Source organism: Polynucleobacter sp. UB-Siik-W21 (assembly GCF_018687415.1).
Lineage (GTDB): Bacteria > Pseudomonadota > Gammaproteobacteria > Burkholderiales > Burkholderiaceae > Polynucleobacter.
Genome location: NZ_CP061289.1, coordinates 1,599,357 through 1,625,390, shown reverse-complemented (window position 1 = coordinate 1,625,390; position 26,034 = coordinate 1,599,357). Strand labels below are relative to the sequence as shown.

At 45.3% G+C, this 26,034-nt stretch carries 31 protein-coding genes and 1 other RNA gene; 13 read left to right on the top strand and 19 right to left on the bottom strand.

Features of this window, described 5'->3' with window-relative positions; genetic code table 11:
* Positions 1 to 62 precede the first annotated feature (62 nt).
* Positions 63 to 1,004, top strand: coding sequence for a 3-hydroxyacyl-CoA dehydrogenase family protein (locus C2756_RS08485; RefSeq protein WP_215318605.1), 942 nt, complete (start codon positions 63 to 65; stop codon positions 1,002 to 1,004).
* Positions 1,005 to 1,028: 24 nt separating this feature from the next.
* On the opposite strand, the gene C2756_RS08480 is transcribed toward C2756_RS08485, so the two are convergent.
* On the bottom strand, positions 1,029 to 2,234 hold the full coding sequence (locus C2756_RS08480) for an MFS transporter (RefSeq protein ID WP_215318603.1): 1,206 nt from the start codon (positions 2,232 to 2,234) through the stop codon (positions 1,029 to 1,031).
* Between the two features lie 42 nt (positions 2,235 to 2,276).
* Here C2756_RS08480 and C2756_RS08475 point away from each other — a divergent pair, with 42 nt between their 5' ends.
* On the top strand, positions 2,277 to 2,957 hold the full coding sequence (locus C2756_RS08475) for a cytochrome b/b6 domain-containing protein (RefSeq protein ID WP_215318601.1): 681 nt from the start codon (positions 2,277 to 2,279) through the stop codon (positions 2,955 to 2,957).
* 5 nt (positions 2,958 to 2,962) lie between these two features.
* Here the strand turns inward: C2756_RS08475 and C2756_RS08470 are convergent, their stop codons facing one another.
* Both C2756_RS08470 and C2756_RS08465 read right to left on the bottom strand, forming a co-directional pair.
* Entirely contained in the window at positions 2,963 to 3,415 is a 453-nt protein-coding gene (locus tag C2756_RS08470; RefSeq protein WP_215295521.1) for a cytochrome c, read from the bottom strand.
* Positions 3,416 to 3,501: 86 nt separating this feature from the next.
* Positions 3,502 to 4,167 carry a site-2 protease family protein gene (locus C2756_RS08465; RefSeq protein WP_215295519.1) on the bottom strand — a complete coding sequence of 222 codons (666 nt, stop codon included), beginning with the start codon at positions 4,165 to 4,167 and terminating at the stop codon, positions 3,502 to 3,504.
* Between the two features lie 28 nt (positions 4,168 to 4,195).
* On the opposite strand from C2756_RS08465, the gene C2756_RS08460 reads away from it, so the two are divergent.
* The 4 genes from C2756_RS08460 to crcB are packed head-to-tail and all read left to right on the top strand — an operon-like array spanning position 4,196 to position 5,721.
* Positions 4,196 to 4,363 (top strand): hypothetical protein, encoded by a 168-nt coding sequence (locus C2756_RS08460; protein WP_215318599.1) that lies wholly within the window; start codon positions 4,196 to 4,198, stop codon positions 4,361 to 4,363.
* A 44-nt stretch (positions 4,364 to 4,407) separates the two neighbouring features.
* Positions 4,408 to 4,545 (top strand): hypothetical protein, encoded by a 138-nt coding sequence (locus tag C2756_RS08455; protein WP_172793433.1) that lies wholly within the window; start codon positions 4,408 to 4,410, stop codon positions 4,543 to 4,545.
* A 9-nt stretch (positions 4,546 to 4,554) separates the two neighbouring features.
* Positions 4,555 to 5,334: a 4,5-DOPA dioxygenase extradiol gene (gene ygiD / locus C2756_RS08450; protein ID WP_215318598.1), complete on the top strand. Its 780-nt coding sequence runs from the start codon at positions 4,555 to 4,557 to the stop codon at positions 5,332 to 5,334.
* 9 nt (positions 5,335 to 5,343) lie between these two features.
* Positions 5,344 to 5,721 carry a fluoride efflux transporter CrcB gene (crcB, locus tag C2756_RS08445; protein WP_215318596.1) on the top strand — a complete coding sequence of 126 codons (378 nt, stop codon included), beginning with the start codon at positions 5,344 to 5,346 and terminating at the stop codon, positions 5,719 to 5,721.
* Between the two features lie 12 nt (positions 5,722 to 5,733).
* On the opposite strand, the gene C2756_RS08440 is transcribed toward crcB, so the two are convergent.
* The 7 genes from C2756_RS08440 to C2756_RS08410 form a co-directional block, all read right to left on the bottom strand.
* Positions 5,734 to 6,711, bottom strand: a complete 978-nt coding sequence (locus tag C2756_RS08440; protein ID WP_215318594.1) for a tripartite tricarboxylate transporter substrate binding protein — start codon at positions 6,709 to 6,711, stop codon at positions 5,734 to 5,736.
* Positions 6,712 to 6,722: 11 nt separating this feature from the next.
* Positions 6,723 to 7,244 (bottom strand): chromate transporter, encoded by a 522-nt coding sequence (locus C2756_RS08435; protein WP_215318592.1) that lies wholly within the window; start codon positions 7,242 to 7,244, stop codon positions 6,723 to 6,725.
* Positions 7,241 to 7,780 (bottom strand): chromate transporter, encoded by a 540-nt coding sequence (locus tag C2756_RS08430; protein ID WP_215295509.1) that lies wholly within the window; start codon positions 7,778 to 7,780, stop codon positions 7,241 to 7,243. Before C2756_RS08430 ends, C2756_RS08435 begins: the two co-directional genes overlap by 4 nt.
* A 2-nt stretch (positions 7,781 to 7,782) precedes the next feature.
* The gene (locus C2756_RS08425; RefSeq protein ID WP_215318591.1) at positions 7,783 to 8,760 is read right to left on the bottom strand and encodes a D-2-hydroxyacid dehydrogenase family protein; all 978 of its coding nucleotides are present in this window, start codon (positions 8,758 to 8,760) and stop codon (positions 7,783 to 7,785) included.
* A gap of 21 nt (positions 8,761 to 8,781) precedes the next feature.
* On the bottom strand, positions 8,782 to 10,155 hold the full coding sequence (locus C2756_RS08420) for an MmgE/PrpD family protein (protein ID WP_215318588.1): 1,374 nt from the start codon (positions 10,153 to 10,155) through the stop codon (positions 8,782 to 8,784).
* Positions 10,156 to 10,183: 28 nt separating this feature from the next.
* A complete protein-coding gene (locus tag C2756_RS08415; RefSeq protein ID WP_215295504.1) occupies positions 10,184 to 11,179 on the bottom strand; it encodes a tripartite tricarboxylate transporter substrate binding protein in 996 nt (331 codons plus the stop codon).
* A gap of 82 nt (positions 11,180 to 11,261) precedes the next feature.
* Positions 11,262 to 12,032, bottom strand: a complete 771-nt coding sequence (locus tag C2756_RS08410; protein ID WP_215318586.1) for a sulfurtransferase — start codon at positions 12,030 to 12,032, stop codon at positions 11,262 to 11,264.
* An 89-nt stretch (positions 12,033 to 12,121) separates the two neighbouring features.
* Here C2756_RS08410 and C2756_RS08405 point away from each other — a divergent pair, with 89 nt between their 5' ends.
* The 7 genes from C2756_RS08405 (at position 12,122) to C2756_RS08375 (ending at position 18,813) form a co-directional block, all read left to right on the top strand.
* Positions 12,122 to 13,123 (top strand): tripartite tricarboxylate transporter substrate binding protein, encoded by a 1,002-nt coding sequence (locus C2756_RS08405; RefSeq protein ID WP_215318584.1) that lies wholly within the window; start codon positions 12,122 to 12,124, stop codon positions 13,121 to 13,123.
* Positions 13,124 to 13,132: 9 nt separating this feature from the next.
* The gene (locus tag C2756_RS08400) at positions 13,133 to 13,684 is read left to right on the top strand and encodes a carboxymuconolactone decarboxylase family protein (protein ID WP_215318582.1); all 552 of its coding nucleotides are present in this window, start codon (positions 13,133 to 13,135) and stop codon (positions 13,682 to 13,684) included.
* A gap of 21 nt (positions 13,685 to 13,705) precedes the next feature.
* Positions 13,706 to 14,560: a pirin family protein gene (locus C2756_RS08395; RefSeq protein ID WP_215318580.1), complete on the top strand. Its 855-nt coding sequence runs from the start codon at positions 13,706 to 13,708 to the stop codon at positions 14,558 to 14,560.
* A 14-nt stretch (positions 14,561 to 14,574) separates the two neighbouring features.
* Positions 14,575 to 15,744, top strand: coding sequence for a class I SAM-dependent methyltransferase (locus tag C2756_RS08390; RefSeq protein ID WP_215320921.1), 1,170 nt, complete (start codon positions 14,575 to 14,577; stop codon positions 15,742 to 15,744).
* Between the two features lie 266 nt (positions 15,745 to 16,010).
* Positions 16,011 to 16,472, top strand: a complete 462-nt coding sequence (locus tag C2756_RS08385) for an energy transducer TonB (RefSeq protein WP_215318578.1) — start codon at positions 16,011 to 16,013, stop codon at positions 16,470 to 16,472.
* A gap of 5 nt (positions 16,473 to 16,477) precedes the next feature.
* The gene (locus tag C2756_RS08380) at positions 16,478 to 16,654 is read left to right on the top strand and encodes a hemin uptake protein HemP (protein ID WP_323481956.1); all 177 of its coding nucleotides are present in this window, start codon (positions 16,478 to 16,480) and stop codon (positions 16,652 to 16,654) included.
* A gap of 80 nt (positions 16,655 to 16,734) precedes the next feature.
* A complete protein-coding gene (locus C2756_RS08375) occupies positions 16,735 to 18,813 on the top strand; it encodes a TonB-dependent receptor domain-containing protein (RefSeq protein ID WP_215318576.1) in 2,079 nt (692 codons plus the stop codon).
* Positions 18,814 to 18,852: 39 nt separating this feature from the next.
* Here C2756_RS08375 and C2756_RS08370 read toward each other — a convergent pair whose 3' ends face one another.
* From C2756_RS08370 to ssrA, 9 genes are all read right to left on the bottom strand, one after another.
* On the bottom strand, positions 18,853 to 19,245 hold the full coding sequence (locus C2756_RS08370) for a cupin domain-containing protein (protein WP_215318574.1): 393 nt from the start codon (positions 19,243 to 19,245) through the stop codon (positions 18,853 to 18,855).
* Positions 19,246 to 19,267: 22 nt separating this feature from the next.
* Positions 19,268 to 20,431, bottom strand: a complete 1,164-nt coding sequence (locus tag C2756_RS08365) for an acyl-CoA dehydrogenase family protein (protein ID WP_215318572.1) — start codon at positions 20,429 to 20,431, stop codon at positions 19,268 to 19,270.
* The gene (locus C2756_RS08360) at positions 20,428 to 21,621 is read right to left on the bottom strand and encodes a CaiB/BaiF CoA-transferase family protein (RefSeq protein WP_215318571.1); all 1,194 of its coding nucleotides are present in this window, start codon (positions 21,619 to 21,621) and stop codon (positions 20,428 to 20,430) included. Before C2756_RS08360 ends, C2756_RS08365 begins: the two co-directional genes overlap by 4 nt.
* Positions 21,622 to 21,641: 20 nt before the next feature.
* Positions 21,642 to 22,607 (bottom strand): tripartite tricarboxylate transporter substrate binding protein, encoded by a 966-nt coding sequence (locus C2756_RS08355; RefSeq protein ID WP_251369968.1) that lies wholly within the window; start codon positions 22,605 to 22,607, stop codon positions 21,642 to 21,644.
* A gap of 1 nt (position 22,608) precedes the next feature.
* Positions 22,609 to 23,535, bottom strand: a complete 927-nt coding sequence (locus tag C2756_RS08350; RefSeq protein WP_215318569.1) for a hydroxymethylglutaryl-CoA lyase — start codon at positions 23,533 to 23,535, stop codon at positions 22,609 to 22,611.
* Positions 23,532 to 24,317, bottom strand: a complete 786-nt coding sequence (locus C2756_RS08345) for an enoyl-CoA hydratase/isomerase family protein (RefSeq protein ID WP_371817083.1) — start codon at positions 24,315 to 24,317, stop codon at positions 23,532 to 23,534. Before C2756_RS08345 ends, C2756_RS08350 begins: the two co-directional genes overlap by 4 nt.
* Before the next feature lie 58 nt (positions 24,318 to 24,375).
* Positions 24,376 to 24,963, bottom strand: coding sequence for a mobile mystery protein B (locus C2756_RS08340; protein ID WP_251372031.1), 588 nt, complete (start codon positions 24,961 to 24,963; stop codon positions 24,376 to 24,378).
* Positions 24,960 to 25,418: a mobile mystery protein A gene (locus tag C2756_RS08335; RefSeq protein WP_215295483.1), complete on the bottom strand. Its 459-nt coding sequence runs from the start codon at positions 25,416 to 25,418 to the stop codon at positions 24,960 to 24,962. The genes C2756_RS08340 and C2756_RS08335 overlap by 4 nt, the downstream gene beginning before the upstream one ends.
* 199 nt (positions 25,419 to 25,617) lie before the next feature.
* Positions 25,618 to 25,976, bottom strand: a transfer-messenger RNA (tmRNA) gene (gene ssrA, locus C2756_RS08330).
* Positions 25,977 to 26,034 lie beyond the last annotated feature (58 nt).

Genomic DNA, 26,034 nt, shown 5'->3' with positions numbered 1-26,034 from the left:
AATAATGATTCCATTGTATGAGGATTTTTGCAGAAAAGTCCTCCCCTCTAGGAGAATATGTCATGTTGTTTACCCCAGCTGAAACCAAAGTAGTTGTCGTCGGCGGCGGAACGATGGGGGCCGATGTCGCCGCAGTCTGCGCGCGCGGTGGTTGTGCTGTGCAAGTAGTCGAGCCGACCACAGAGCGTCGTGCCCTGTTGCCAGATTACTTTGTGAACACCATGACCGATTTAGGTTATGAAAATCGTATTCACTTGTTGTCTGTTGCTGGATCTCTGGAAGAGGTCGATTGGGCAGAGATTGACCTGGTGATTGAGTGTGTTCCGGAGCGTCTAGATATTAAGCGTGAATTATTTGCCAAGCTAGAGAAGTACGCAAAGCCAGAAGCAGTATTGGCTAGCAATAGTACGAGCTTTCCAATTAGCGAAATCGCTAGCGGATTAAAAACAGCTGCGCGCATGATTGGTTTACATTTTTTTATGCCGGCCCATTTGATTCCTTGCGTGGAAGTGATCTACGGTGCAAAAACTTCACCCCTAGTTGGCGATAGCCTGACTCGTTTGATGACTGCATGTGGCATGGTGCCTGTAACGGTCAAAAAAGATTTGCCTGGCTTCTTAGCAAATCGTTTGCAACATGCTTTGTCGCGTGAGGCGTTTTCGATGGTCGATGCTGGTATTTGCACTCCAGAAGATATTGATAAGGCAGTGCGCTATGGATTTGGCTTCCGTTATATTGCCGCTGGACCGGCAATGCAAAGAGACCATGCGGGTCTAGAGATTCATGCTGCTGGTGGAGCGACGATTTATCCCACGCTAAATAACTCAACTACGATTGCTAAGTGCTTAAGCGAGCGGGTAGAGAGTGGAAAGTTTGGCATGAAGACGGGTGAAGGTTTTTATTCATGGACTGCTGAATCTATTAAAGCCGAACGTGAGCGATATCAAGATGCCTTGCGTGAAGGCCTGAAGATTATTCAAAAAGAGTTACCAGAAATCAAATAAGTCTAGCTAACCCAAACTCCATCTTTAGGAAATATCTTTGAGATGGAGTTTACTGAGATGTGGTGCGAGTCGATAGGTAATCAGTACGATTGCGATGGTCGCAACTCCCCCAAATACAACCGATGGTACCAAGCCCATCATGCTCGCTGCGATGCCTGACTCTAGCGCACCCAATTCATTTGAGGATCCAATAAAGATCCCATTAATGGCGCTGATTCGACCTCGCATGTGATCCGGAGTAGTGAGTTGCATAATGCTGCCGCGAATCACGACCGAGACTGAATCACAGCAGCCCGAAATAAATAGGAAGACGGCACAAACCCATAGATCACTGGAAAGACCAAAAGCAATAATGGCTAAACCAAAGCCTCCTACTGAGAGCAACAAGTGCTTGCCAGAATCTGTTAGTAATGGCCGCTTAGCCAAGTAGATGCCAGTAATGACTGCGCCCGCTGCTGGCGCAGCACGCAGAATGCCTAAAGCTTCTGGTCCCGCATCCAAAACCTCTTTTACAAAAGCTGGCAGAATTGAAACAGCACCACCAAACAATACGGCAAACATATCCAATGCCATGATGCTCAAGATGAGTTCATGCTTACGAACATAATCAAACCCTTCTAAGAAGCTTTTAAAGAAATGTCCTGAGAGCTGGCTCATTTTTTCTTGTGGCGCATGTATGAAGGTGATGCCATACAAACCAATAGCCCCACAAAATCCGGCGAGAAGATAGGTCCACTCTAGTCCCGCAAACCCAATCATCAGACCGCCTAAGCCAGGACCAGCGACTACGCAAATTTGAAATGCAGAAGATGCGTAGGCGGTATAGCGTGGTAAATGCTCTCTAGGAATAATTTGTCCAAAGATAGCGGTATAGGCGGGTCTTAACAAGGCGCGGCCTGCACCAATCAAGGCAATTGCGGTGTAAATTAAAGGAACGGGTGGTGCCACCCAGCCAAGCGCAATCGCCGTCAAAAATAAAGCGACCCCAATATGAATGAGACAGGCAATCGCTGCGATGAGTTTGCGAGAGTAGTGATCTACCGCATGGCCCGCATAGAGTGCCAGCAGAAAGTACGGTACCAATTCAGCTAAGCCAATGAGACCTAAGGAAACTACGCTATTGGTAATCTCGTAAATATGCCAACCCACCGCCACCATCGTAATTTGGTAACTGAGTGTTGCGCCAATTCGGTAGAGCAGCAGGGTTCTAAAGGCTTTACTTGGGTTCATTTTTAATGAGTTTAAGGGAGTTTCTGCTTTATTCTTCATGCTATGAAGAAATCAATTCGTGTTTGGGATTTACCAATCCGCTCATTTCACTGGCTGCTAGTGCTTTGCATTGCCGGCAGTCTGATTAGCGTTAACCTCGGTGGTAACGCTATTGAATGGCATGCTTATTTTGGTTACAGCGTTTTGAGTTTATTGATTTTTAGAGTCATCTGGGGCTTTGTGGGATCTAGACATGCCCGCTTTGCCAACTTCTTTCCTACGCGTGCTGCTATTTTCGATTACCTACAAGGAAAGTCTCTCCGCGTTTTGGGGCATAACCCTGTAGGCGCTCTCTCCGTTTTTGCGTTGCTCTTGGTTTTAAGTGTTCAAGTATTAACGGGTTTATTTGTTGATGATGAGATCGCTTTTCAAGGACCCTTGTCTAAATATGTGCCCAATGCAGTAGTTTCTTTTTTATCTCAAATTCACGAAGGCAATCAAGTCGTGATCTATACCTTGATTACGATTCATATCGCTGCCATTTGGTTTTATAGGAAATACAAAAATGAGGACTTAATTAAACCTATGCTGAGCGGCGATAAAGAAATCGACCCAAGCGAGGAAGCAAAATATATGCTTTCTGACTTGGGTCAACCCTCCAAAGATGGAGGCTTGCAACGTACTCTAGCCTTGGTGCTTGTTAGTGCTATAGCCCTTGCGGTAGCTTATTTCATTACTAAATAAGCAGATTATTTTTTTCTGAAATCGTCGTGACAACCTTTACAGGTTTGACCAGCGGCGCCAAATGCTTTTTTGATACTCTCTAAATCACCAGACTGAGCAGCCTTATTGAGATCGACTGCTGCTAGTTGCATTTTTTCAGAAGCAGCTTTGAACTTGGCGTTATCAGACCAAATATCAGACTGCGCTTTACCACCCTCAGTACCTGGGCCAAATGCTTGCCAAGGTAAGGTAGAAAGCATAGCAACGATCGCAGCATTTTTAGCGACTTCATCTTTGTTATAGGGAGCTTCACCTTTAACGACAGCGCCGATTTTTCCAAAAGAGTTGCCTATAACAGTGAAGGTGCTTTGGCGATACTTAATAGCATCTTCTGGTTTTTGAAATTGTGCAATCGCAGCGCCGGCACCAATTGCCAAGACTACTGCCGTGCTCGCTAAAATAATTTTCTGTAGCTTCATGGGAACCTCTTGAGATATATTCGTTAATGGAGACCGCCTACTGTGAAATTAGCATACTCCAGAATGATGACTTTTGTTTGACCGTCCTATGAAAAGATCATTTGCAGCGGGATCGTCAGTAGGTAAACGATCCATTTGAAAAAAGCCATCAAGGGTTCCATCCAAAGGCTACCGATGATTCCAGTAAAGACCAGCCCGAGAACGATAAAAAATCCCCAAGGCTCTAGTCTGCCTAAAGCAATCGATTGACGGGCGGGGAGCAGACTGGAAAGAATACGTCCACCATCTAAGGGTGGCAAAGGAAAAAGATTAAATACCAGGAGACCCAAATTCCAGGTAATACCGGCTTGAGCCATTGAGATAAAGAATTTCTCATTCATGCCAAAACCTAACAATAGGATAAGCAAGATCGCCCAAATCAGGGCTTGAAAGAAGTTTGAGCCAGGCCCCGCTAAGGCAACCCAAATAGAGTCCATTCTAGGGTTTCGCAAGCGTCCAAAATTCACAGGCACGGGTTTAGCGTAGCCAACCAAGAAGGGTGAGCCGGTCAAAATAAGGACCAGGGGAATTAAGATCGTGCCAACGGGATCTATATGTTTGGCGGGATTGAGGCTCACTCGGCCAAGCATATAGGCGGTGTTATCGCCAAATTTACGGGCTGCATACCCATGGGCTGCCTCATGGATGGTGATGGCAAAAATGAGGGGAATCGCATTAATGGCGACGGCTTGGATAGAATAGTCAGTAATCATGGCAATATGATATCCATAGGAGCTCAAAGTGACTGACGATAAAAAACCCGACCCAAAAAACCCAGCTAAACCTGTAGTGGCTAAACCCCCAGCCCGTCCACCAGCACCAAAAGGCCCATCTGGACCTGCTGGTAGGCCTCAGGCAGGCTTTGGCGGTGGAAAAGGGATGATGCGCAAGGCCGGCCGCGGTCGATAGTGGATAATTGCACTTATTATTAATGCGCATACAGAGGATTTAGCATGAACGAATGGCACAACGAATCTAAAGAAGAAGTTAACAAAAAGATCATTACTTTGATCGTGATGTTGGCTGCTGCAACTAGCTTGGCGATTTTGTTTGCATTGGTAGCTGCTCATACTGGTTACGTATTCGGTTAATTAGTCTTCATGACTAGCCATCGCCAACCTGCTGTATTTGCTGGCCATGGCAGTCCGATGTACGCTATAGAGCCCAATCGTTTTACTGCGGCTTGGGCTGCTCTAGGAAAATCACTCAAACGTCCTGACGCCATTTTGGTGATTTCGGCGCATTGGGTCACTCGAGGTACTTGGGTTACCGCAATGGCAAAACCTAAAACTATTCATGACTTCGGCGGGTTTCCGCAAGCACTCTTTGAAATTGAATATCCAGCAGTGGGCAGTCCTGCTCTCGCGGATCGCGTTCAAGAGTTATTCAATATACCCGTCGTACTTGAAGAGAATGAATGGGGCATTGATCATGGTGCCTGGTCTGTTTTGAAGTACCTCTATCCCAATGCAGATGTGCCAGTGGTGCAGCTGAGCTTAGATGGGTCTATGTCAGCGCGCGAGCATTATGAGTTAGCAAAGCAGTTAAGACCCTTGCGTGATGAAAATATTCTGATTCTGTCTAGCGGGAATGTGGTGCACAACTTGCGCACGATTCATTGGCAAGAGAATGCGCAACCTTACCCGTGGGCGAAAGAATTTAGTGAATTCTTTGCTACCGAGATTCTTGCCAATCGCCATGAACCTCTGATCGATTGGGAAAAGTATGGTGAGGCTGCCCATCTATCAATTCCGACTGCAGAGCACTACTGGCCTGCTTTATATACCCTAGCATTACAACAAGACGGTGAGCATGCCAAAGTATTTGTTGATGGTATCGAAATGAGTTCGATCAGTATGCTCAGCTTTTCTGTTCAATAAAGAAAAATTATGTGGCTCTCTATTCTTGCAATTTTCTTTGGTGCTGGTCTTGGTGCTTTGTTGCGGGCAGGCTTTAATGTTTTGACCGTGAGTGCAGCCTCAGTCATACCCTTAGGTACCTTGATCTCGAATATGGTCGGTGGCTACCTCGTTGGTTTAGCAGTAGCGTTCTTTGGTAACAATCCACAACTCTCACCGGAATGGAAACTCTTTGTGATTACAGGTTTCCTTGGAGGTCTCACTACTTTCTCTAGCTTCTCCGCGGAAGTAGTGAGTTTTATTCAGCGGGGAGAATTTACTTGGGCGCTGGGCACAGCACTGCTACACCTGATTGGCTCATTGGTACTAACCTTCTTAGGTATCTTGACTTACCAAGCCCTCAAGTGAGTCTAGAGTAAATTACTCTGGCTTGATATTAGCCGTCTTGACGACGGCACTCCACTTGATGGATTCTGATTTAATCAGCGCTGCAAAGTTTGCAGGACTGCCACCGCCGATTTCATTTCCTTGTGAAAGCATGAGCTCTCGTAATTGAGGATCTTTTAAGGCTTCATTGGCTGCGGCGTTGAGTTTGTCGATGATGGCCTTCGGTGTGCCTTTAGGGGCAATTAATCCCTGCCAATTCAGCACCTCAACCTTGGGGTAGCCATTCTCAGCAAAGCTTGGCACATTGGGTAGAAGCGGAGAACGCTTCTTACTGGTAATGGCAATTGGACGGAGCTTATCTGCTTTGATGCTTGGCATAGCCGAATACATTTGATCAAACATCATCGTGACATTGCCTGCCATCAAATCGGTGAGGCCAGCAGAGCCGCTTTTGTATGGCACGTGAATCATATCGATACCGGCATTTTGCTCAAAGAGTTCTGCAGAAAGCTGGTGACTACCACCAATACCACCGGATGAGAATGTGAGTTCACCTGGCTTTGCTTTGGCTGCAGCCACAATATCTTGGATGGTTTTATAAGATGAGCTTGGATTGACTACTAATACCAAAGGACCTTTTTCAACCAACACAATTGGGGTGATATCAGTTTCAGGGTCGTAGCGTAAATTACCAAACAATGTTTTGTTTACTGCCATAGGTGCAAAGTTGCCCATACCAATGGTGTAACCATCCGGAGTAGCGCGAGAAATAAATTCAGTGCCAATATTACCGCCGGCACCGGGCTTGTTATCAACAACGATCGGCTGCTTCAGAATGACACTCATCTTTTGTGCAATTTGACGGCTACGAGAATCTGCACCACCACCAGCACCATAAGGCACTACAAAATTAATCGGCTTATTAGGGTAGCTAGACTGTGCCTGTGTCATACCAGCATTCAAGAGACTGCTTAAGCCAATTACGCTTAGAAGAAAATGGGTCAGTTTCATTTTGATCCTTATTAGACGATACCTGATAAACCTAGTGCGGCTCCGATGACTATCAGATACAGAGGGTGCCAACGTGTAAAGAAGGTAATCGCAATCGTAGTCATCGTCAATATATAAGCCGCGACACTTTGATTGATTTGTAAAGAAATTTGCCAGGCTGAAGAGAGTACTAGGCCAATGGCTAGCGCTGCCGCAGCATATTGAATTGATTTCTTTTTCAGAGGATCTTTGATGCCCATAATGAGCCGCTGTAAGTAGAAGATCAAAATAGAAGATGGCCATGCAATAGCAAACGTGGCAACGAGTGCACCAATGACACCATAGATATGCCAACCCAATAGAGTGACGGTCATAAAATTGGGGCCGGGTGCTGCTTGGGCGATTGCAAAATAGTCTGAGAAAGTTTGCACATCAACCCAATGCTCTTGGTTTACAGCCAAGTTAAATAGCACCGGAAGCAGGGCGTTCACCCCACCAAATGCAATCAAAGAGAATGCAGACAGTTTTAGAAAAAGACTGATGAGAATACTCATTCTGAATGGGCCTTCTTCCAGGCTAAGACCAATGCTAATGGCGAGGAGATGAGCACCACCCAACCTAAGCCAAGATGGAAATAGCTAGCAGCAAGTATGGTGACAATGACCACAATCAACATCGCTGGATACCGAAACTCATCCTTAAGCATTTTGAAGCCTGTAGATGCAATCAAGCCAACACCCACGGCCGATATTCCTCGAAGTACACCTTGGACGGAGTCAAGATATCGATAGTGTTCATATAAAAGGGCTAACACCATGACGATCGAGATGGGTCCTAGAGTTAAACCCAATACAGCGGCAATAGCGCCTCTGGCACCGCCAAAACGAGAGCCAATACACACTGCGAGGTTGACAATGTTAGGCCCAGGAACAATTTGGCAGATGCCCAGAATGGCGCTAAATTCCTCAGAGGTCAAAATCTTATCGCGCTCAACCAAGGTTCTTCTGGCCCAAGGTAAGACCCCACCAAACCCAGACATCCCGATTTTGCTAAAGCTAATAAATAGCTCGAGAGGTGTGAGTGTTTTCAAAATTACTGTGGCTTAAAAGGATGAGGTATGGGTTTGTTGTTCAACCAGGCATCTAGTGTTTCAGTAATGCCTTTTGAGAAGCTAGCAAAAATTGGCTCTGCAATAAATCCTAAATGGGGAGTTACTAAAAGATTGGGGGTATTACGTAAAGGATCTTTTTCTGGGAGGGGCTCAATGTCAAAGACATCGACAGCTGCCTGCCCTGGCCTGCCAGCTGCCAATGCTTTTTGCAGATCGCTCATATTGATGAGCGCAGAGCGTGAAGTATTTACCAGGATAGAGTCAGGGCGCATTAAAGCCAATTGATCTGCACTAATCAGCCCCTTGGTTCCAGGACCAGCTACTAGGTGCATTGACACAATCTTCGATGTGGAAAGTAATTCTTCTAGGCTCACTGCTTTTGCATTTTCTAAAGCAGCTCGTTCAGGAGTCATGCGCGGGCTCCACGCAACGACTTCCATACCAAAGGCTGCGCCTACGCGTGCAACGCGACTACCAATGGCACCAAGACCCATGATGCCTAAGCGCTCACCTGAGAGCATGGGAAGAACCGATAGTTGATCACGCCAACCACCAGAGGCAATCAGTTTGTTTTCCTCAATCAGGCGCTTTGAAGCCCCAAGAATGAGTGCCCATGTGAGTTCCGCAGTAGTTTCTTTGGATGGGCCGCCGGGCGAGCAGGCTATCGGAATATTGCGTGCGATTAATGCTGAAGCATCCAAGGTGCCATTACGTTCACCAGTAAACATGAGAAATTTCAGCTTAGGTAAGCGCGCAATCATGGCTTCATTAAATGGGGAGCGATCCCGTACGATTGCAATTGCATCAGCATCTTTAACGGCTTCATAGAGCGCCTCATCACGCAGGGGCTCATGATGAAAGGTAAGGCTTGCTTGCTGCTCTAAATTTTCCCAGTCAGAAAAGCGAGCCAGAGCGCGTTCGTAGTCGCCAAGGATGACGATGTTTGGTAATGAGGCCATAACTCGATACTTTCTTTAGATTTAGTCAGGTGTGCAAAGGCTCAAGATTTGCTTGAGATCTGATGCATTGCCAAGTTTCCATAATGCTGAGATGAGTTGACGAGTTTTTTCTTTGCCGATGATGGGTTCAGCCAAATTTGTGAATTTCTGTTCTAAATTAGCATCGCTCATTGGATTTTCGAGAGAGCCAATAGCATTCTTTACAAATACATGTACTTCTTTACCGTCTTTTAAGAATGCTTTGACATCAACTGAAGCTTCGTCAATAGAAGTGTCGGTAGTAGCATTTACTTTGGCGCGCAAAGCCATGACATCAGCGCGATTGACGATGTCATCAGCATACTCACCTTCACCCGCTTGACCAAAAATTAAGCCAACAGCGCAGCCGTGGTACACGCTAAATTTCCCTTCGAGACCATCTTTCGGAGTCTTCTTGCCAGTGAGCTCCAAGACCAGAGGGTGCACACGTAATTCAATACGCTCCACTTCCTCTGCCTTAACGCCTTGGGCGCGTAATTGTGCGCAAGCATCAATCGCAGGGTGAATCACAATGCCACAAGCAAAGGGCTTGTAAGTATTTAAAGAAATCTCAAATGATTTTCCGAGGGCGCGATCAATTTCTGACCAGTCACATTTCGTAGAAACAGTTTGCATATAGCCGCGACCCGCTTCTAATGCTTTCGGGCTCGAAGTGAACCCATGCTTGGCAAGTAATGCAGAGAGTTGCCCTGCGCGTGCTGCACCACCTGGATGAAATGGCTTTGTCATTGTGCCAAATTGCTCACGCATTCCAACTGGTTGTGATGCGGCAATACCCAGTGCCATGGTAGTTTTCTGTAGATCAAGACCCATTAAGCGTGAGCAAGCTGCAGCAGATCCGAGCATACCGGTTGAGCCAGTGATATGCCAACCACGGTGGTAGTGATCTGGATACATCGCATTACCAACGCGGCAAGCAACATCGATACCTAAAACTAAAGAGTCAATGATTTGGCGACCATTGGCATTAATGTGTTCGCCTAAAGCCAAAATTGCAGAAGCTACTGGACCTGCAGGGTGGATCACGGTTTTGAGGTGAGTGTCATCGAAGTCAAAAGTATGTGAGCTGATGCCGTTGATTAAGGCAGCGCCACCCATATCAACTTTATCTTTTCGACCTAAGATGCTGGCTTGTGGTGCTGGCTGGAATTCGCGAATAGCGGCTAAAGACGATTCAACACTTTCATGATTGGCAGCGCCAATAGCACAACCTAGCCAGTTGAGAAAAGTCCGGTGAGCTTCGTGATCCACCTCTGGTGTCCAGCCTTGGCTTGGATGGGAGGTAACAAACTCTGCCAACATTTTGGTAACGGGTGGTGCATTTAAATCGGCTGCTGCAGCAATAGCGTGAGACATATGTTTTCCTATTCTTAATGGGTTATTTTTATTCGAGTTCAATATGACGATCTTTTGCAACCTTAGCCCAGCGTGCAATATCTTCTTTGATGTAATTTGTAAACTGGGGTGGTGTCATTGGCATCAAAGTCATCGCCTCGCTGGTCATTTTTTCTGAGAAGTCAGGCAAGGCGAGAACTTTGTTAAGTTCACTATTGAGCTTGGTGACGATCGCAGGTGGCAAATTCGCGGGTCCTACTAGTCCATACCATTGTTGGCCATCAAAACCGCTGAAACCTAGCTCTTTAAAAGTCGGAATGGTGGGAGCAGCGGAGCTGCGTTTGGCGCCTGTTACCGCCAGTCCACGCACACGATTTGTGTTGATATAAGGTAAAGCAGCAAACAGGGTGGGGAGCATGGCTTGTGTCTGGCCTGCTAACAAATCGGTATAAGCAGGACCAACCCCGCGATAAGGAATGTGAACCATAAAGATCCCAGCTGCTAATTTCAGTTGCTCCATTCCAAGGTGAGTTAACGTTCCTGGACCAGCAGAACCATAGCTTAACTTGGCAGGGTTCTTTTTAGCGTAATCAACAAACTCTTTAAAGTTTTTAATCGGTAAATCAGAGTTAATCACTAGTACGTTTGGTGTTGCGCCAATCATGCCGATCGGGGTGAAGTCTTTAATGGCGTCATAAGGCAGACGACGAACTGCTGGGTTGGTGCCATGAGTCCCCACATAGGCAATCATCAGAGTGTAGCCATCAGCAGGCGCCTTGGCGATTACTTGAGAAGCAATCGTGCCACCACCACCACCCATATTTTCAACCACAATAGTTTGACCAATAGAGCGAGACAATTTTTCTGCAACAGCCCGAGCAATGTTATCGAGCCCACCACCGGCAGCAACTGGTGCAATCAACTTGATCGGCTTAGTCGGATAAGCGGGTGTCTGCGCTTGAATGCTAAGACTCGTTGTGAGTCCGATCAAAGCAAACAGAAAAGATAAAAAAATCGGCGTTTGCCGATAAATAGATTTAGACATGTCTCAAGTCCGAATGATTGTTACTTATTAAGGTAATGCAGGTAGATCATTTTACTATTGATGCTCAGTATTGGCTATCAAGTCAGCCAGTTTTGAGCTTTTTCCGAATCGATTGCTCTAAGGGTATGGTATCCAGATTGGGTTCTAGCGCTTCACGCTCATCAAACACAAAGCAGGTGCCCTGATAGTGGGCAGAACCAACCTCTTCGAAGTACTTGAGGATGCCACCTTCCAGTTGGTAGCTATGCTCCATGCCGATTTCTCGCATGTAGAGTCCTGATTTTTCGCAACGTATTCCGCCAGTGCAAAAACTGACTAGGGTTTTATCGGTCAACTCTTCCTTATGCGCAGAGATGGCCGCAGGAAATTCGGTGAACTTCTCAATATTAAAGTGCAGGGCATTTTCAAAAGTGCCGTAGTCCACTTCAAATGCATTGCGCGTATCGACCATCACTACAGGGCGGCCTAAATCATCTGTGCCTCGATCTAACCACTCTTGTAATTTTTTTGGGGAAATAAAATTCGCTCGACCTTTCTCTGGCTGAATGCTTGGATGATTCATGCGAATAATTTCATTCTTGAGTTTGATGAGCATTTTTTTAAACGGCTGCTCATCCGACCAACTTTCTTTTGCCTGCAAAGGTGCAAAGCGAGAGTCGGTACGTAGCCAATCTAAAAATCCACGTAAGGCATCTGTTTTACCTGCGAGAAATAGATTGATGCCTTCGCCAGTGAGCAGAATGGTGCCCTTGAGTTCTCTGGCGTTGCATTCATCGAGCATTTTGGCGCGCAGTTCTGGCAGCTCATCTAAGCTGACAAATAAATAGGCGGCAATGTTCAAAATCGACTTCATGTTTTTTCTCTTCAAGCTACCCCAGCATTATCGAGCAAATAGGGCTTGAGGGTGGTAATCTTGAGGTCTTATTCAAAGGAGACGAATCCATGCTAGATATGGCAAAAAAGACTAAAAGAGTCCTGATCCTGGCTTTATTAGCTCTCGGGGTCAGTAACCATGCCTTGGCACAAACTGCGGGCACCGGTGCTTGGCCAACCCAGAAACCTATTCGCTTGATTGCTGTTTTTCCTCCTGGTGGATCTGTAGACCAGGTAGCCCGAATTTTGGCTCCCGCACTACAGGCCGAACTAAAACAAAATGTGATCGTTGAAAACATCGGCGGTGCTTCAGGCGTGATTGGTACATCTGCCATGACACGCTCTGATCCTGACGGCTACACCTTCGCAGCAGTTTTTGATACCCATGGCGTGAACCCGAGTCTCAAAGATAAGCTCCCCTACGACACGATTAAAGATATTGCGCCGATCATTTTGGTAGGTACTTCGCCAATGGTGCTGGTTGCTAGTAAGAACTCCGGCATTACCAGTTTTAAACAAATTGTTGAGCAATCTAAAGCAGGTAAGAAATTTAGCTACGGTTCTATCGGTATAGGTAGCTTAGGGCACTTAGCGATGGCGCGTTTGGCAAAGCAGGCAGGCTTTGATTGGAACCACATTCCTTATCGTGGCGGCGGTCCTTTAATGCAAGACGTTTTGGGTGGTCAAGTTGAGCTAGCAATTGGTTCAGAGTTCTTGGTAAAGCCGCACATTGAAAGTGGCGGCGTCATTCCTTTGGTGATTACTACTGCAAAGAGATCTCCAGCCTTGCCAAATGTTCCAACCATTGCTGAGAGTGGTTTCCCTGGCTTTAGTGCGCCAGCATGGTGGGCAATATTGGCGCCTGGCAAAACACCACCAGCCATTGTGGATGCGATGAATAAGGCTTTGAATAAAGCCTTAAAGACCCCAGTTGTAGCTGAGAAATTTAAATCTCAAGGCATTGAAATCATTGGCGGCACTCCTGAAACTGCGCGCGAATTTATTGGCAAGCAAATTGGTATCTGGGGTAAGTTCGTGATTGAAAACAATATTAAAGAAACCGCTCAATAGAAAGTATTTATGTCAGAACGTTTAATTCCCTATCAGCCCATGGACTTAGCTGAACCAGCTGAGCTAGTTGCGGCCATTCGTCAGCGTCGTGGCGGTCAGTTTATTAATTTGGATCGTATGCTATTACATAGCGTGCCGGTTGCCGAGGGTTGGAATCATTTCATCGGCGAGATTCGGAACAATCTTTCACTAGATCCCAAGTTGCGTGAGTTGGCGATGTGTGGTGTTGCAGTATTGAACGGCGCTGAATATGAGTTCTTTCATCATGCACTCCCTTTTAAGAAAGCCGGTGGTACAGAAGAACAAGTTCAGGCTTTGCGTTTAATTGGTCAGTCTAGCTTCCCTAGAAATCTGTTCTCCCAGGTGGAGAATGATGCTGCAGACCTGACTTTTCAAATGACTCGCAATATCAAAGTAGATTCTGAATTGATGAAGCGTTTGCAAAAAGAGCTGGGTAGCACTGATACAGTCGAATTAGTAACAGTGATTGCTGCTTACAACATGGTGTCACGCTTTTTGATTGCTTTGGATGTGAATCCTGAAGATCATCCACCAGCCTGAAGCGAAGATAACAATTCTTCAATGATCCGCAATATCCAAACGATTATTCCAGGCATCGCTACTACTGATGGCGCAGGCGTGAAGTTGCGGCGCAGCTTGGGGGGTCAACAGCAAGTCAGGCTTGATCCCTTCTTGATGCTCGATGAGTTTTCATCGAATGATCCAAATGATTATGTGGCAGGATTTCCAGCGCATCCTCATCGTGGTTTTGAGACGGTGACTTATATGCTTGAAGGGCACATGTTGCACGAGGATCACTTGGGCAATCAAGGGCATCTCAAAACAGGCGGAGTGCAGTGGATGACGGCAGGACGCGGAATCATCCACTCAGAAATGCCACAGCAAGTAAGCGGCGCAATGCGAGGCTTTCAGCTATGGATTAATTTACCCGCTAAAGAAAAAATGAAGCCAGCTGGCTATCAAGACATTCAAGTGGAAGATATTCCAAGGACATCGTTGCTGAATGGTGGATCTGTGAAGGTGATTGCAGGCTCTTATGAGGACGGGGTTGCAAGTATTCAAGGGCCTATACAGGGGATTACTACTACGCCCTTATTTCTAGATGTACATTTGCCTCCTAATGCAGAGTTTGAGCATCGCGTTGCCAAGGAACTCAACGCATTTGTGTATATTTATGAGGGCAACCTAGAGCTTGGTGGTCCAATGAAAGCTGCACCCAAGCAGGCTGCGATCGTATTAGGTGATGGTGATTTGCTCAAGGGGAAAGCTGGTGCTGAAGGCGCGCAGTTTATTGTGCTTGCAGCACTACCTTTGCATGAGCCTATTGTTCAATACGGCCCCTTTGTAATGAATACACGCTCTGAGATTGAACAGGCCATCGACGATTACCAAAACAATCGCTTTGTGACCTCTTGAATGATTCATTCGTGATGATCCATTGGGACGAGGCGGGTCAATCTTGCGCTGCTAAATGGCATTCCGAAAATGGTATTGCTTCGCATAAAAAAATTCAGATTGGCGACGATACGCTAACGGCAGATATTGCATACCGTATGGCATGCGAAGGTACTGCAATTCTCTATAGAGGCGACTTTCAGAATGCACGCCAGTTACTGCAAGCTTTAGTCAGAAGAGTAGATAAGCCATCCAAAAAATCTAAACGGGTGGATCGTATCGAAAAAGACAAAACGAAAAGTTCTCTAGATACTTTCAATTTGCATCGTCTCTCTCAATCACAGCGTGCTCGTATTTTAGGAATGTTGCTCATTCAAGTGAATGCAGATCACACCATTTCCTTAAGGCGTGCTCCAGATGTGGTACAAGCTTGTCTTGAGGCATATGGGGGCCAGAATGAGTCGTACGTCATCTCCTTACGAGAATTACTCGGTGTTATCAGTGCGCATGAGTGGCGCAAGAAGGGCGTGCCGATTTTGGCAAGAGATGATGAAGAGATTCGCATTCATCCACACTATGGCGTTTTTTCACCAATTCGCGGGGAATATGTTGAGCTTGTTCTCAAGGCACCACTTCCAAGCGCCCTCAAAGAAAATTCGACTGCTTTTGATATCGGTGTGGGTACAGGCGTCCTATCAATAGTATTAGCAATGCGAGAAATCAAAAAGATCATTGGCACTGATCAAGATGATCGCGCCATTGCTTGTGCACAGGAAAATATTGATTGCCTGAATCTGGACAATCAGATTGAAATTCAAAAAAGGCATTTATTCCCTGAAGGAAACGCGGCCTTGGTTGTCTGTAACCCACCTTGGCTACCAGCAAGACCAAGTTCATCTCTGGAGCATGCGGTTTATGATCCAGATAGTCAGATGCTCAAGGGTTTCTTAAGTCAATTGAAAGATCACTTACTCCCAAAAGGTGAGGGTTGGTTGATTCTGTCAGATCTAGCCGAGCACTTAGGCTTGCGTACCAGAGAAGAGTTACTTGCTTGGATTGATGCTGCTGGTCTCAAGGTGATTGCTCGATTGGATGCCAAGCCACAACATCAAAAGGTATTTGATAAGACGGATGCATTACATAAAGCCCGATCTCAAGAGACTACATCTCTCTGGCGTCTAGCAATATTTGGCAATACTCATTAGTAAAAATATCCCTACAGCATCTATCCTCATTTGCGTCAGGGTTGTTAATGGCAAGCTTCATCCCTAAAATCATTCGGTACTACTTTTATTTGCGATGTGTTTTACACAATCGTCAGTAAATATATTGTGATGTTCTGCTCATTGGTTTTTAAGGAAGAAATGTGTATTGCGGCTTGCAAATCAGAAATTTTTATCTTATTTTATTTGTCCTGATTGCTCATGCCCTTCTGTTGGTTGGCTCATTTATTTCTTATTCTTCGAGAGGTTTGAAATCACCCTCTGAACTGATGATTATGGATTTACGAGATTTAGATCAGGGTTCATCGCTGCAGCGAAAATCCGCGATAACACTACAAGCCAGCACATCAAATACATCATCTACCAGTATTCAATCAGGTTCTCCTGGCAAGCAAGCCTCTCTTCCTCTTACCCAAGATGCCCTAATACCTGGCGCCATCAGTCGACAAAAAATTGATGGTTCAAAACCTACTTACCCTTTAATTAGTAGGCGTCTTAAGCAGGAGGGCGTCGTTCTAGTGAAACTCTGCGTTAACCCAAGGGGTACGGTAGAAAAAGTCGATGTTCTTAGGAGCTCTGGATATCCAAGTTTAGATAATTCGGCATTGAATGCATTAGCAAAATGGAAGTTTGCATCTTCTGCGGATTCATTTGATAGCAATGCAGTTGACTGTTTCCGTTTGCCAGTGCAATTTACCTTAGAGGCTTAATCTCAATGGATAACAGTATGGCTAATTCTGAGCTAAAGCCCAACGCATCTTGTCGAGATCTACCTCAAATTATTTCCAGCAAAACTTTACTGGGTCCAAAAGAACTGATATTCATTGAGCATGATGGGCATCGATATCAATTACGTATCACCAAATTGAGGAAGCTCATTCTCACAAAATAAAAAGTTAATTAGCAGCCAGCAAGAGCATTTTCATATGCAAATAGCCAGCGATTTTTTGTTGTTATCACTGGAGGTTGTATATGAAGTATCACGTCATTGGAAGCGCCTGCAATAAGATTGTTTGGTTTTCATCTATCGCGTTAGTGTTTGGAAGTGCACTTTCAAATTTAGCAAAAGCCAAGGATATTGAATTACCTAGAATCGATATTGTGGCAAAAGAGGAGGGCGCTTCTCGTCAGATTCCCGGAACGGTTGACGTTGTGACTGAAAAGCAAATTGAATTACTTCAGCCACTTTCTCTTCAAGATGTATTAAAAACAGTCCCAGGTGTAAACGTTCGCGGAGACGAGGGCGGTCTTGGATCTATTCCCAATATTGGTATTCGCGGACTGAACCCCAGTCGCAGTGCTAAAGTCCTGCTTTTAGAGGATGGGGCACCCATTCAACCCAGCTTATTTATTTCCAATGCTTCGTACTATAATCCTCCAGTCGAACGCATTAGTAGTATTGAGATCTTAAAGGGTGCTTCTGGACTTCAGTACGGCCCATCCAACATCGGTGGTGTGGTCAATTACCTGAGTAAAACTCCCGCTTCGGGTTTTAAATTAACCGGCAAGCTTGGTAATTATGGATACCATTTGGCAGAAATAGAGGCTGGCGGAAAATCTGATTCCAATGGGATGATTGGAGGGATTAATGTCATCCAAGCTGAGTCGAATGGTTATCAAAATAATGGATTCAAGATGTATGACATCTTGCTCAAAGGAGGTATGCAAGTTGCTCAGAATCAGTGGTTAAGTCTGAAATATAGCCACTACGACAACAACATCAATACCTCTTATGTTGGTCTACGCCCAAATCAGTTTGTAGCGAACTCGGGCATTAATCCAGCCCCTAACGATCGCTTTATTACGCAAAGAAATGCAGTAGACATTAACCATTCCTTGGAGATTGACTCTGATACCAAGGTCAATACATTGGTGTATTGGAGTAGGCTGGGGCGAGATTACTGGAGGCAGTCTATTGCAGATCGCACCCAGGATGCAACAGTTTTTAAGCCCTGTAATGTTGGGGCAGATTGTTTGGCAGGTCGCAATCGAGAGTTTCAAATGCTAGGGATAGATTCCCGTGTTTCACATGCCTATGAAGCTCTAGGTATCTCTAATGAGGCTGAGTTTGGTGTTCGCCTGCATACAGAGTCACAGTCTAATCAAGTTGTGACTTCACAAACCTTTGCACATTCTGGACGGCTTTCATTGCATGAGGAAAATAAGGCTAACTCAGTTGCAATGTACGCTCAAAACCGATTCTCAATTACTCAAAACTTTGCCCTGATTCCTGGAGTCCGAATTGAAAGCTATAACCAAAATCGTTCTAATGTGATTTCAGGTAAAAGTGGTAATGCCAAGAATATTGAAACTGTTCCCCAGCTTGGCGCCACTTGGCAACTCATTCCAGAGGCACAGATTTATAGCAGCATTTATAAGGGCTTTGCTCCAGCTCAATTAGCTACAGCAATTGATGATAAAGGAGTAGATCAACAGCTTGCTCCAGAGCGTTCCACGAATATGGAGCTTGGGCTGAGGGGTCGCTCGGGAGCTCTTTCTTATGACTCTGCTGTTTTCAGTATGGATTTCAGTAATCAGATCGTCAATCAGAGTCTTGCCTCAGGAATATCAAAAGCAAATGGCGGAAAGAGTCTGCATCAAGGTCTTGAATTGGCTTTAGGCTATGAGCTGGGCGGAGGCTGGAGTCTCAGTACTAATGCAACCTATATACCGGTTGCTAAGTTTGTTGGTACGAGCTCAATGGGAAGGGATGGCAAACGAATTCCTTACACGCCCGAGCTCACTTCTAACTTAGGTATCAATTATCAAAAAAATGGCTTCAATACTCTAGTCTCAGTCAATTATATTTCTGCTCAATACGCTGATGCAGCAAATACAGTTACACAAAATGCAATTGGAACGCTGGGTGAGATTCCTGCCTTCGCAACGGTTAATTGGAGTGCAAACTACGCTATCAACAAAGAGTGGAAAGTATTTGGCGTGGTGAATAATCTATTCGATAAGCGTTATATCGCTAGCCGTAGCCCAGATGGAATCTTTCCAGGGGCGCCCCTTAATTTCCAAGCGGGCATGAGTTATCAGTTCAATTAACTAGGTAGAAAAATGCCACTCTTGTGAGTGGCATTTGCCTCAGGTTGGTCTGATAACTCTTTTGGGGTTCTCTTCATAAGGTGGAGCGTAGATGACCAAGACCTTCACTGGTTCTTCGCTGATGACGGTAAATACATGCATAGCATCTGCAGGGAAAAAACAGGCATCACCTGGGCCCATTTCACAGACTTCGCCATTCACTTCAGCTCTGGCGCGTCCTTCGAGCATATAGCAGACCTGTTCTATTCCAGGATGACCATGGGGTAGAGCGCCCTTACCTTTTTCAATGGTGCCATGAAGCACTTCTAACTGTTTTGCGCCGACAGTCTCACTACCGATGAGTCGACGATTGACGGTCCCATGATGGTTTGCTGGGTGATAGCCTTCAACTTCTCCAGCTTTAACGAAGTAACGGGATTTAGTATTGCTCATCGATGTGCTTTCTAAATAAATATCAATAAGATTTTGGTAGGCCTAAGACCTTTTCGGCAATAAAGCAAAGAATGAGTTGTGGACTAACAGGGGCTAAACGTGGAATCCATGACTCTCGAAGATAGCGCTCTACATGATATTCCTTGGCATAACCCATGCCACCATGAGTCATGATGGCATTCTCGCAGGCATGAAAACAGGCTTCTGCTGCTAGGTACTTAGCAGCATTTGCTTCTGCGGCGCAAGACAGTTTTGCATCATACAAACTCGCAGCCTTAAATACCATGAGGTCAGCAGCTTCTAATTCCATCCAAGATTTAGCTAGTGGGTGTTGAATGCCTTGGTTTTGACCAATAGGTCGATCAAACACAATCCGTTCTTTTGCATACAGAGCTCCACGAGCTAAGGCTACTTGACCAAGACCAATGGCTTCAGCCGCAATCAAAATTCTTTCGGGATTTAAGCCATGCAGAATATAAGAGAAGCCTTTACCCTCTTCTCCAATTAAATCTTGTACTGGAATCTTTAGCTGATCAATAAACACTTCGTTAGAGTCGACACATTTACGCCCCATTTTTTCAATTTCACGCACATCAATACAGGAGCGATCGAGGTCGGTATAAAACAGAGATAGACCTTCAGTGCCCCTCGCGTCTTCAACAGGCGTAGTACGTGCTAGCAGTAAAATTTTTGTAGCAACCTGAGCGGTCGAAATCCAAATCTTTTGTCCGCTTACAAGGTAGTGATCTCCCTGTTTCTCAGCTTTAGTCGAAAGCTTTAGGGTATTGAGGCCAGCATTAGGTTCTGTCACCCCAAAACAGGCGCGATCTTTGCCTGCAATCAATGGCGGTAACCAGCGTTGCTTTTGTTCATCTGAACCAAATACGACTACTGGGTGCAAACCAAAAATATTCATGTGCACTGCAGAGGCCCCGGATAAGCCTGCGCCACTTCCTGAGATAGTGCGCATCATTAAGGCGGCTTCTGTAATGCCTAGACCTGCACCACCGTATTCTTGGGGCATTGCTATTCCCAACCAGCCAGCATCGGCTAGTGTTTGATGGAAATCAAAGGGAAAGTCGCCCAACTGGTCTTTTTTAAGCCAATAGTCTGCATCGAATGGTTTACACAGTTTTTCAATAGCATCTTGAATTTGCAGCTGCTCTGGCGTGAACTGAAAATTCATTTTTTCATTCCTGAGCGGATTAAGGATGCAATAGCATCTTCTGCGTAACCCAGTTCCCGCAAAATCTCGGCAGTGTGTTGACCGAGTGTGGGGGCGGGACTGAGGTTTTCTTCTGCAGGCGTTTCAGACCAAGATACGGGGCTATTCATGACCCGAATTTGTCCTTCACTCGGGTGATTTTCAGTATGAATGAAGGCAGTCTGATTGAGGTGCTCATCCTGAATCAAATCGCTAATCGAATTCATAGGCTGATTTGGTAGGTCGTACTGATCCAGAAGTTGACGCCACTGCGAAGTAGTTCTGGTTTGAATGATTTTCTCAACCTCGCTATAAACACGGTCGATATTGTTGGCGCGATTCGTGTGCGTGCAAAAAATTTCTTCCTGTAGTCGCTCTGCTTGGCCAATGGCCTCAAAAAAACTTTTCCAATGTTTATCGTTATAGATCAGGATGGAGATATAGCCATCTTGTGTGGCATATGGTTTGCGGTAGTGGGATAGAAGTCGGGCATATCCCGATTTACCAATCGGGGGGATGAAGGATTCTCCACCTAAGTGGTCTCCCAAAATAAACTGGGCAATCGATTCAAACATGGGAACTACAACGTGTTGCCCCTTACCTGTTTTTTCTCTGGCGTATAAGGCTGAAGTCACTGCATATACTGAATGAAGACCCGTGACCCTGTCGCCCAAAGTAGTCGGGGCATAGCGAGGTTCGTGTACCCCGTGTTCTTGCATTAACCAGGGTACACCTGTGGCGCCTTGGATCAAGTCATCATAAGCAGGTTTATCTGCATATGGTCCATTCAGGCCAAATCCTGAGCATGAAACATAAATAATCTTCTCATTTACCTTTTTTACATCTGCATAACCTAAACCAAGACGATCGAGCGCTTGAGGTCTGATATTAGAAATAAAGACATCTACTGTTTTTGCAAGATCTAATGTGGCTTGCTTGGATTCGGAATTTTTGAGATCCAAAACGATACTCTTTTTACCGCGATTGGCTTGTAAAAAGATGTGACCCATCTTTGGATTTCTCATGGGGCCAACATCGCGCATATTGTCACCCTCAGGGGTTTCAATCTTAATAATTTCTGCGCCCATGGATGCCAATATTTGAGTCGCAAAAGGTCCCAATATGACTGAGGTCAAATCTAAAATGCGAACGCCAGCTAATGGGCCCATCATATTCCTTGAGAATCTACGAATTAGTTAAGTTCAGACTTAATGCCTGATTGAATAATCAACTTACCCCAGTAGGCCATTTGATCACTAACGTATTGAGCAAAGTCTTGTGGATTCTTGGATGGCCAAATGACAAAGCCAAGTTGTGCTAATTTGGCTTGCACTTCTTTATCTTTAGTAGCCTCTTGAATCGCAGCATTGATTTTGTCTATGATGGGCTTAGGAAGATTGGCTGGACCAAAAACTCCATTCCATGACACAAGATCAAAGCCTGCGATGGTTTTCGCAATAGGTGGAACATTCGGTAATTGTGCATAAGGTCTGTTACCAGTTAAACCAATGGCGCGTACTTTACCGGCTTTAATCATCGCCATCCCTGAACCTGTATCTGCCACATACACCTGAATTTGATTTCCAATAAGATCCGTCAGCGCTTGTGGGCTGGATTTATAGGGAATTTGTGTCATGCTAATTTTGGTCAAATGCATGATCGTTTCGGTTGTCACTAGTGAAGTACTGTTTGGTGTGCCATAAGATAGTTTGCCAGGATTGGCTTTGGCGTAATCAATCAGTTCTTGGACGGTTTTCACGGGGAGGTCGTTGTTCACACAAAGCACGAATGGTAGTTCACCAACGCGTGCAATCGGTGTGAAGTCTTTAATGGGGTCGTACTTTAGATTTTGAAATAACCAAGGGTTGGCTGAGTGCGAAGTATTGGTAGTCATCAACAGGGTATAGCCATCAGGCTTGGCTGAGGCTACTAGTTGAGCGCCAATCTGTGCGCTCGCACCAGGTTTGTTATCAATGATGACGGGCTGTCCTAAGATACTGCTCATCTTGGTCGCCATCACACGAGCGACTCCATCTGTCCCGCTACCAGCTGCAAAAGGCACAACCATCGTGATATTCGAGGATGGATAGCTTTGCGCGGCACAGTGTAATGAGCCTGCGGTAAGCGCGAGTGCAAAGAGTGTACGTAATCTATTCATATTAATCTCCGGTTGATTTTTTAGCAGTAATGGCGCGTCCAGCACGAGAAGCGTTGGGCCTACCAATTTTTTTGGTGATGTATTCGCCAGCGTTAATTGCGGCGTCAAAGTCGATACCTGTTTCAATGCTCAACCCTTTGAGCATATATAAGACATCTTCGGTAGCGACATTGCCAGTTGCACCTTTGGCATAAGGGCAGCCACCTAATCCAGCGATAGAGGAGTGAAAAATACTGATACCCATTTCCATGGCAGCATAAATATTGGCAAGCGATTGCCCATAGGTGTCATGAAAGTGCCCAGAGAATAATTCTTTAGGAGCAAATGCCAGTATTTCTTCAAATACTGCAGCAACCTGTCCGGGAGTGCCCACTCCAATCGTATCTGCAATATCGATTTCATCGCAACCTAAATCCATCATTCTTTTAACTACCTCAGCAACTTGCCTAGGCTCTACTAAACCTTGATAGGGGCAACCAAATGAACATGAGATGCTGCCGCGAACCCGAATACCATCACGTTTGGCGGCATTGACTACAGGAATAAAACGCTCAACCGATTCAGCGATACTGCAATTGATATTTTTTTGAGCAAAGACTTCGGAGGCAGCAGAAAAGATGACGATCTCATCTGTTTTTGCTGCTAATGCGTCCTCATATCCTTTCATATTGGGGGTGAGGGCCGAATAGATGATGCCTGATTTCCTGGCAATCGTAGCCATCACTTCAGCGCTGCCTGCCATTTGTGGAATCCACTTAGGCGATACAAAGGAGGCTGCTTCGATATTGGGGAAGCCTGCATTGGAAAGTTGATTGATGAGCTCAACTTTGATCTCAATGGGCACAAACTCTTTTTCATTTTGCAAGCCATCTCTAGGACCTACTTCAACGATCTTGACCTTTTTAGGAAGATTTGGTGATGACTTCATTTGCTTTTCTCGAGGAAGGCTTTCATACGAGCTTGCGCTTCATCACTAGTGCGAATATTGGCGATCCGTTTTACGGTCTCCTCAATTAAAGGATTTGTAATAGCTTGATGTGAAATATCCTGCACAATTTTTTTGCACGCCATCACCGCCATCTGACCATTACTAATAATGCTTTGACAGATCTCATTGACTTTACTGTCAAGTGCTTCTGGGTCAACTAGCTCATGGACAAAACCTAGATCCTTTGCATGAGCAGCAGTAAAGACTTCTGCAGTAACAAAATATCTACGTGATGCTTGTTCACCTAGCGCTCTAATGACATAAGGGGCGATTGTTGCTGGTAACAAACCTAATTTAGCTTCCGATATGCAGAAGCGAACTTGTGAGGAGGCAACTACGATGTCGCATACTGCAGCTAATCCGACGCCACCAGCATAGGCATCGCCTTGCACTTTGGCAATTACTGGTTTTGGGCAGGAATAAATAGCATTGAGCATCAGCGCCATCTTTCTAGAGTCAGCAATATTTTCTTCATTGGTGAAGTTGGCCATGCTCTTCATCCAATTGAGATCAGCACCCGCACAAAAACTTTTACCCATAGCTTGAAGCACAATCACACGACAGTGATCATCAGCCCCTAACTCTGTAAAGACATCATGCAACTCGCCAATCAAACCCGCGTTAAAAGCATTGTGTACTTCAGGTCGGTTTAAAGTAACTCGTACCAAGTCCGCACCCTCAACGGTGAGGTATTGGTAGGTAGGCAATTGATTGTTGGCCAACTTCAGTCTCCAGTTTCTTGATTTTTCTTTAATTTACTGGAAACCCAGGAATTTCGTTTTATTGCCTAGCAAAATCCATTAATGGCGCGATATCGCCCTTATCCGCAGTGCGCAGTGCTGATAAGTAGTTTTGGCGGACAACATCTAGGTTGGTGATTGCAGTATTACTACCCCAAGAAAATCTCTTGCCACCAAGATTGACAATGAGTGCGTCTGCTATCAGGCGAGCATGTCGACCATTACCGTTCGGAAACGCATGGATTAGCACAAGTTGATGATGAAAGCGTACTGCGATTTCATCAATGGACATCACCTTATTTGTAATCTGATAGCTAGTGTTATCTAAGAGATTCTTAAGGGCAACAGCAATCTGGGTCCAGTCAATACCGATATTCTTGGCGCTCTTTCTGAACGTGCCAGCCCAGAGCCATGTTTGGTTAAACATACGGCGATGTAGCTCACGTACGAGCCCTTCATTCAAGCCTTGAATAATCTTTTGACGCGCGATCCAATTTGCGCCTTCGACAATATTCAATTCTTCCCAAGCATTTAAATCAGCTTGCGTACTAATGTGTTTTGGAATGAGACCAAGGGCTTCATCTGGATCAATCGGAGTAGCCCCTAGCGGATATTCAAAACGAATCACCACAGATTCCTTCTAGGACCATCCAAAATCTCTTTCGCCAGTAGTTGCAGTTGCTTTTCACTGGCAGACTTGTCCACCGCCTGATCTTCAAGACTCATTGAGTGAGAAATGGGGCGCAAGCGCTCCCGCGCAACCGAAATAGCACGATCTTCCAGGATTTCCTCTAATGACTTGCGTGGCACCAGGGTGTATTGCAATTCACAATCTAAAGCGTTAGCCAGTTTTCTGAGACTAGCCAAGGTGATTTTTTCATCTACCTCAGCCTTTTCTAGCTTGGCGATGCTATGGGGTGTAACACCCAGCTTACGAGCCAATGCAGATGCTGACATGCCTAAGGATTCTCGAATGGCTTTAGCCCACCCATTACCTGGGCGGTTTGGAAGGTGAGTTTCCCTTAACTTAGTAAGGGTAGATTCCATTTGATGGAGCTGTAGGTTAGCGAATTTCTTATTCATATTGATACCTATGGGTATTAATTAATAATCATAATTGTAACTTATAGGTATCAATAATAAAACTAATTTAATACCCATAGGTACCAAATATTTATAAGAACAAAGGTTTTTTTACTACAATAGACTTATAAACCTGCCTTGAGTGCAAAGAAAAACGCCACCCTAGTAGGGTGGCGTTAGTCTGTTACAGACTTCAAAATGGTGGAGTCGGCGGGAATCGAACCCGCGTCCGCAAATCCTCCACAACAAGTTCTACATACTTAGTCATATCGTTTGATTTAATCAGTTAGGCACGGATTGACACGTTCCTCGCTGACGATTCACTAGGTTTTCGTACTATTCTTCGTGACGCAAAATAGTCTTATCTCTTGTATATGACCCTGATGTAGCTTGCGCTACCTGACCCAAGAGAGAATCAGTTCAGGGGCAACCGCAATTAAGCGGCTAGTGCGTAACGTTCGTCGTTAGCAGTTATTACATTCCCATTGATTTACGAGATAACGGGTCCTCGGTATGCCCTTGATGCTTTGTAATCCACGTCGAAACCATGTCGACCCCAGAGTTCATGCATAGGAGGTTCTATTTTAAAGCCGCTGGCCTTAAATTGTTGAATATC

Excerpts from the sequence above, each read along its gene's own strand:
- C2756_RS08485 (WP_215318605.1), top strand. The coding sequence starts at position 63 with ATGTTGTTTACCCCAGCTGAAACCAAAGTAGTTGTCGTCGGCGGCGGA.
- C2756_RS08480 (WP_215318603.1), bottom strand. The coding sequence starts at position 2,234 with ATGAACCCAAGTAAAGCCTTTAGAACCCTGCTGCTCTACCGAATTGGC.
- C2756_RS08475 (WP_215318601.1), top strand. The coding sequence starts at position 2,277 with ATGAAGAAATCAATTCGTGTTTGGGATTTACCAATCCGCTCATTTCAC.
- C2756_RS08470 (WP_215295521.1), bottom strand. The coding sequence starts at position 3,415 with ATGAAGCTACAGAAAATTATTTTAGCGAGCACGGCAGTAGTCTTGGCA.
- C2756_RS08465 (WP_215295519.1), bottom strand. The coding sequence starts at position 4,167 with ATGATTACTGACTATTCTATCCAAGCCGTCGCCATTAATGCGATTCCC.
- C2756_RS08455 (WP_172793433.1), top strand. The coding sequence starts at position 4,408 with ATGAACGAATGGCACAACGAATCTAAAGAAGAAGTTAACAAAAAGATC.
- ygiD (WP_215318598.1), top strand. The coding sequence starts at position 4,555 with ATGACTAGCCATCGCCAACCTGCTGTATTTGCTGGCCATGGCAGTCCG.
- crcB (WP_215318596.1), top strand. The coding sequence starts at position 5,344 with ATGTGGCTCTCTATTCTTGCAATTTTCTTTGGTGCTGGTCTTGGTGCT.
- C2756_RS08440 (WP_215318594.1), bottom strand. The coding sequence starts at position 6,711 with ATGAAACTGACCCATTTTCTTCTAAGCGTAATTGGCTTAAGCAGTCTC.
- C2756_RS08435 (WP_215318592.1), bottom strand. The coding sequence starts at position 7,244 with ATGAGTATTCTCATCAGTCTTTTTCTAAAACTGTCTGCATTCTCTTTG.
- C2756_RS08425 (WP_215318591.1), bottom strand. The coding sequence starts at position 8,760 with ATGGCCTCATTACCAAACATCGTCATCCTTGGCGACTACGAACGCGCT.
- C2756_RS08420 (WP_215318588.1), bottom strand. The coding sequence starts at position 10,155 with ATGTCTCACGCTATTGCTGCAGCAGCCGATTTAAATGCACCACCCGTT.
- C2756_RS08415 (WP_215295504.1), bottom strand. The coding sequence starts at position 11,179 with ATGTCTAAATCTATTTATCGGCAAACGCCGATTTTTTTATCTTTTCTG.
- C2756_RS08410 (WP_215318586.1), bottom strand. The coding sequence starts at position 12,032 with ATGAAGTCGATTTTGAACATTGCCGCCTATTTATTTGTCAGCTTAGAT.
- C2756_RS08405 (WP_215318584.1), top strand. The coding sequence starts at position 12,122 with ATGCTAGATATGGCAAAAAAGACTAAAAGAGTCCTGATCCTGGCTTTA.
- C2756_RS08400 (WP_215318582.1), top strand. The coding sequence starts at position 13,133 with ATGTCAGAACGTTTAATTCCCTATCAGCCCATGGACTTAGCTGAACCA.
- C2756_RS08395 (WP_215318580.1), top strand. The coding sequence starts at position 13,706 with ATGATCCGCAATATCCAAACGATTATTCCAGGCATCGCTACTACTGAT.
- C2756_RS08390 (WP_215320921.1), top strand. The coding sequence starts at position 14,575 with ATGATCCATTGGGACGAGGCGGGTCAATCTTGCGCTGCTAAATGGCAT.
- C2756_RS08380 (WP_323481956.1), top strand. The coding sequence starts at position 16,478 with ATGGATAACAGTATGGCTAATTCTGAGCTAAAGCCCAACGCATCTTGT.
- C2756_RS08375 (WP_215318576.1), top strand. The coding sequence starts at position 16,735 with ATGAAGTATCACGTCATTGGAAGCGCCTGCAATAAGATTGTTTGGTTT.
- C2756_RS08370 (WP_215318574.1), bottom strand. The coding sequence starts at position 19,245 with ATGAGCAATACTAAATCCCGTTACTTCGTTAAAGCTGGAGAAGTTGAA.
- C2756_RS08365 (WP_215318572.1), bottom strand. The coding sequence starts at position 20,431 with ATGAATTTTCAGTTCACGCCAGAGCAGCTGCAAATTCAAGATGCTATT.
- C2756_RS08360 (WP_215318571.1), bottom strand. The coding sequence starts at position 21,621 with ATGATGGGCCCATTAGCTGGCGTTCGCATTTTAGATTTGACCTCAGTC.
- C2756_RS08355 (WP_251369968.1), bottom strand. The coding sequence starts at position 22,607 with ATGAATAGATTACGTACACTCTTTGCACTCGCGCTTACCGCAGGCTCA.
- C2756_RS08350 (WP_215318569.1), bottom strand. The coding sequence starts at position 23,535 with ATGAAGTCATCACCAAATCTTCCTAAAAAGGTCAAGATCGTTGAAGTA.
- C2756_RS08335 (WP_215295483.1), bottom strand. The coding sequence starts at position 25,418 with ATGAATAAGAAATTCGCTAACCTACAGCTCCATCAAATGGAATCTACC.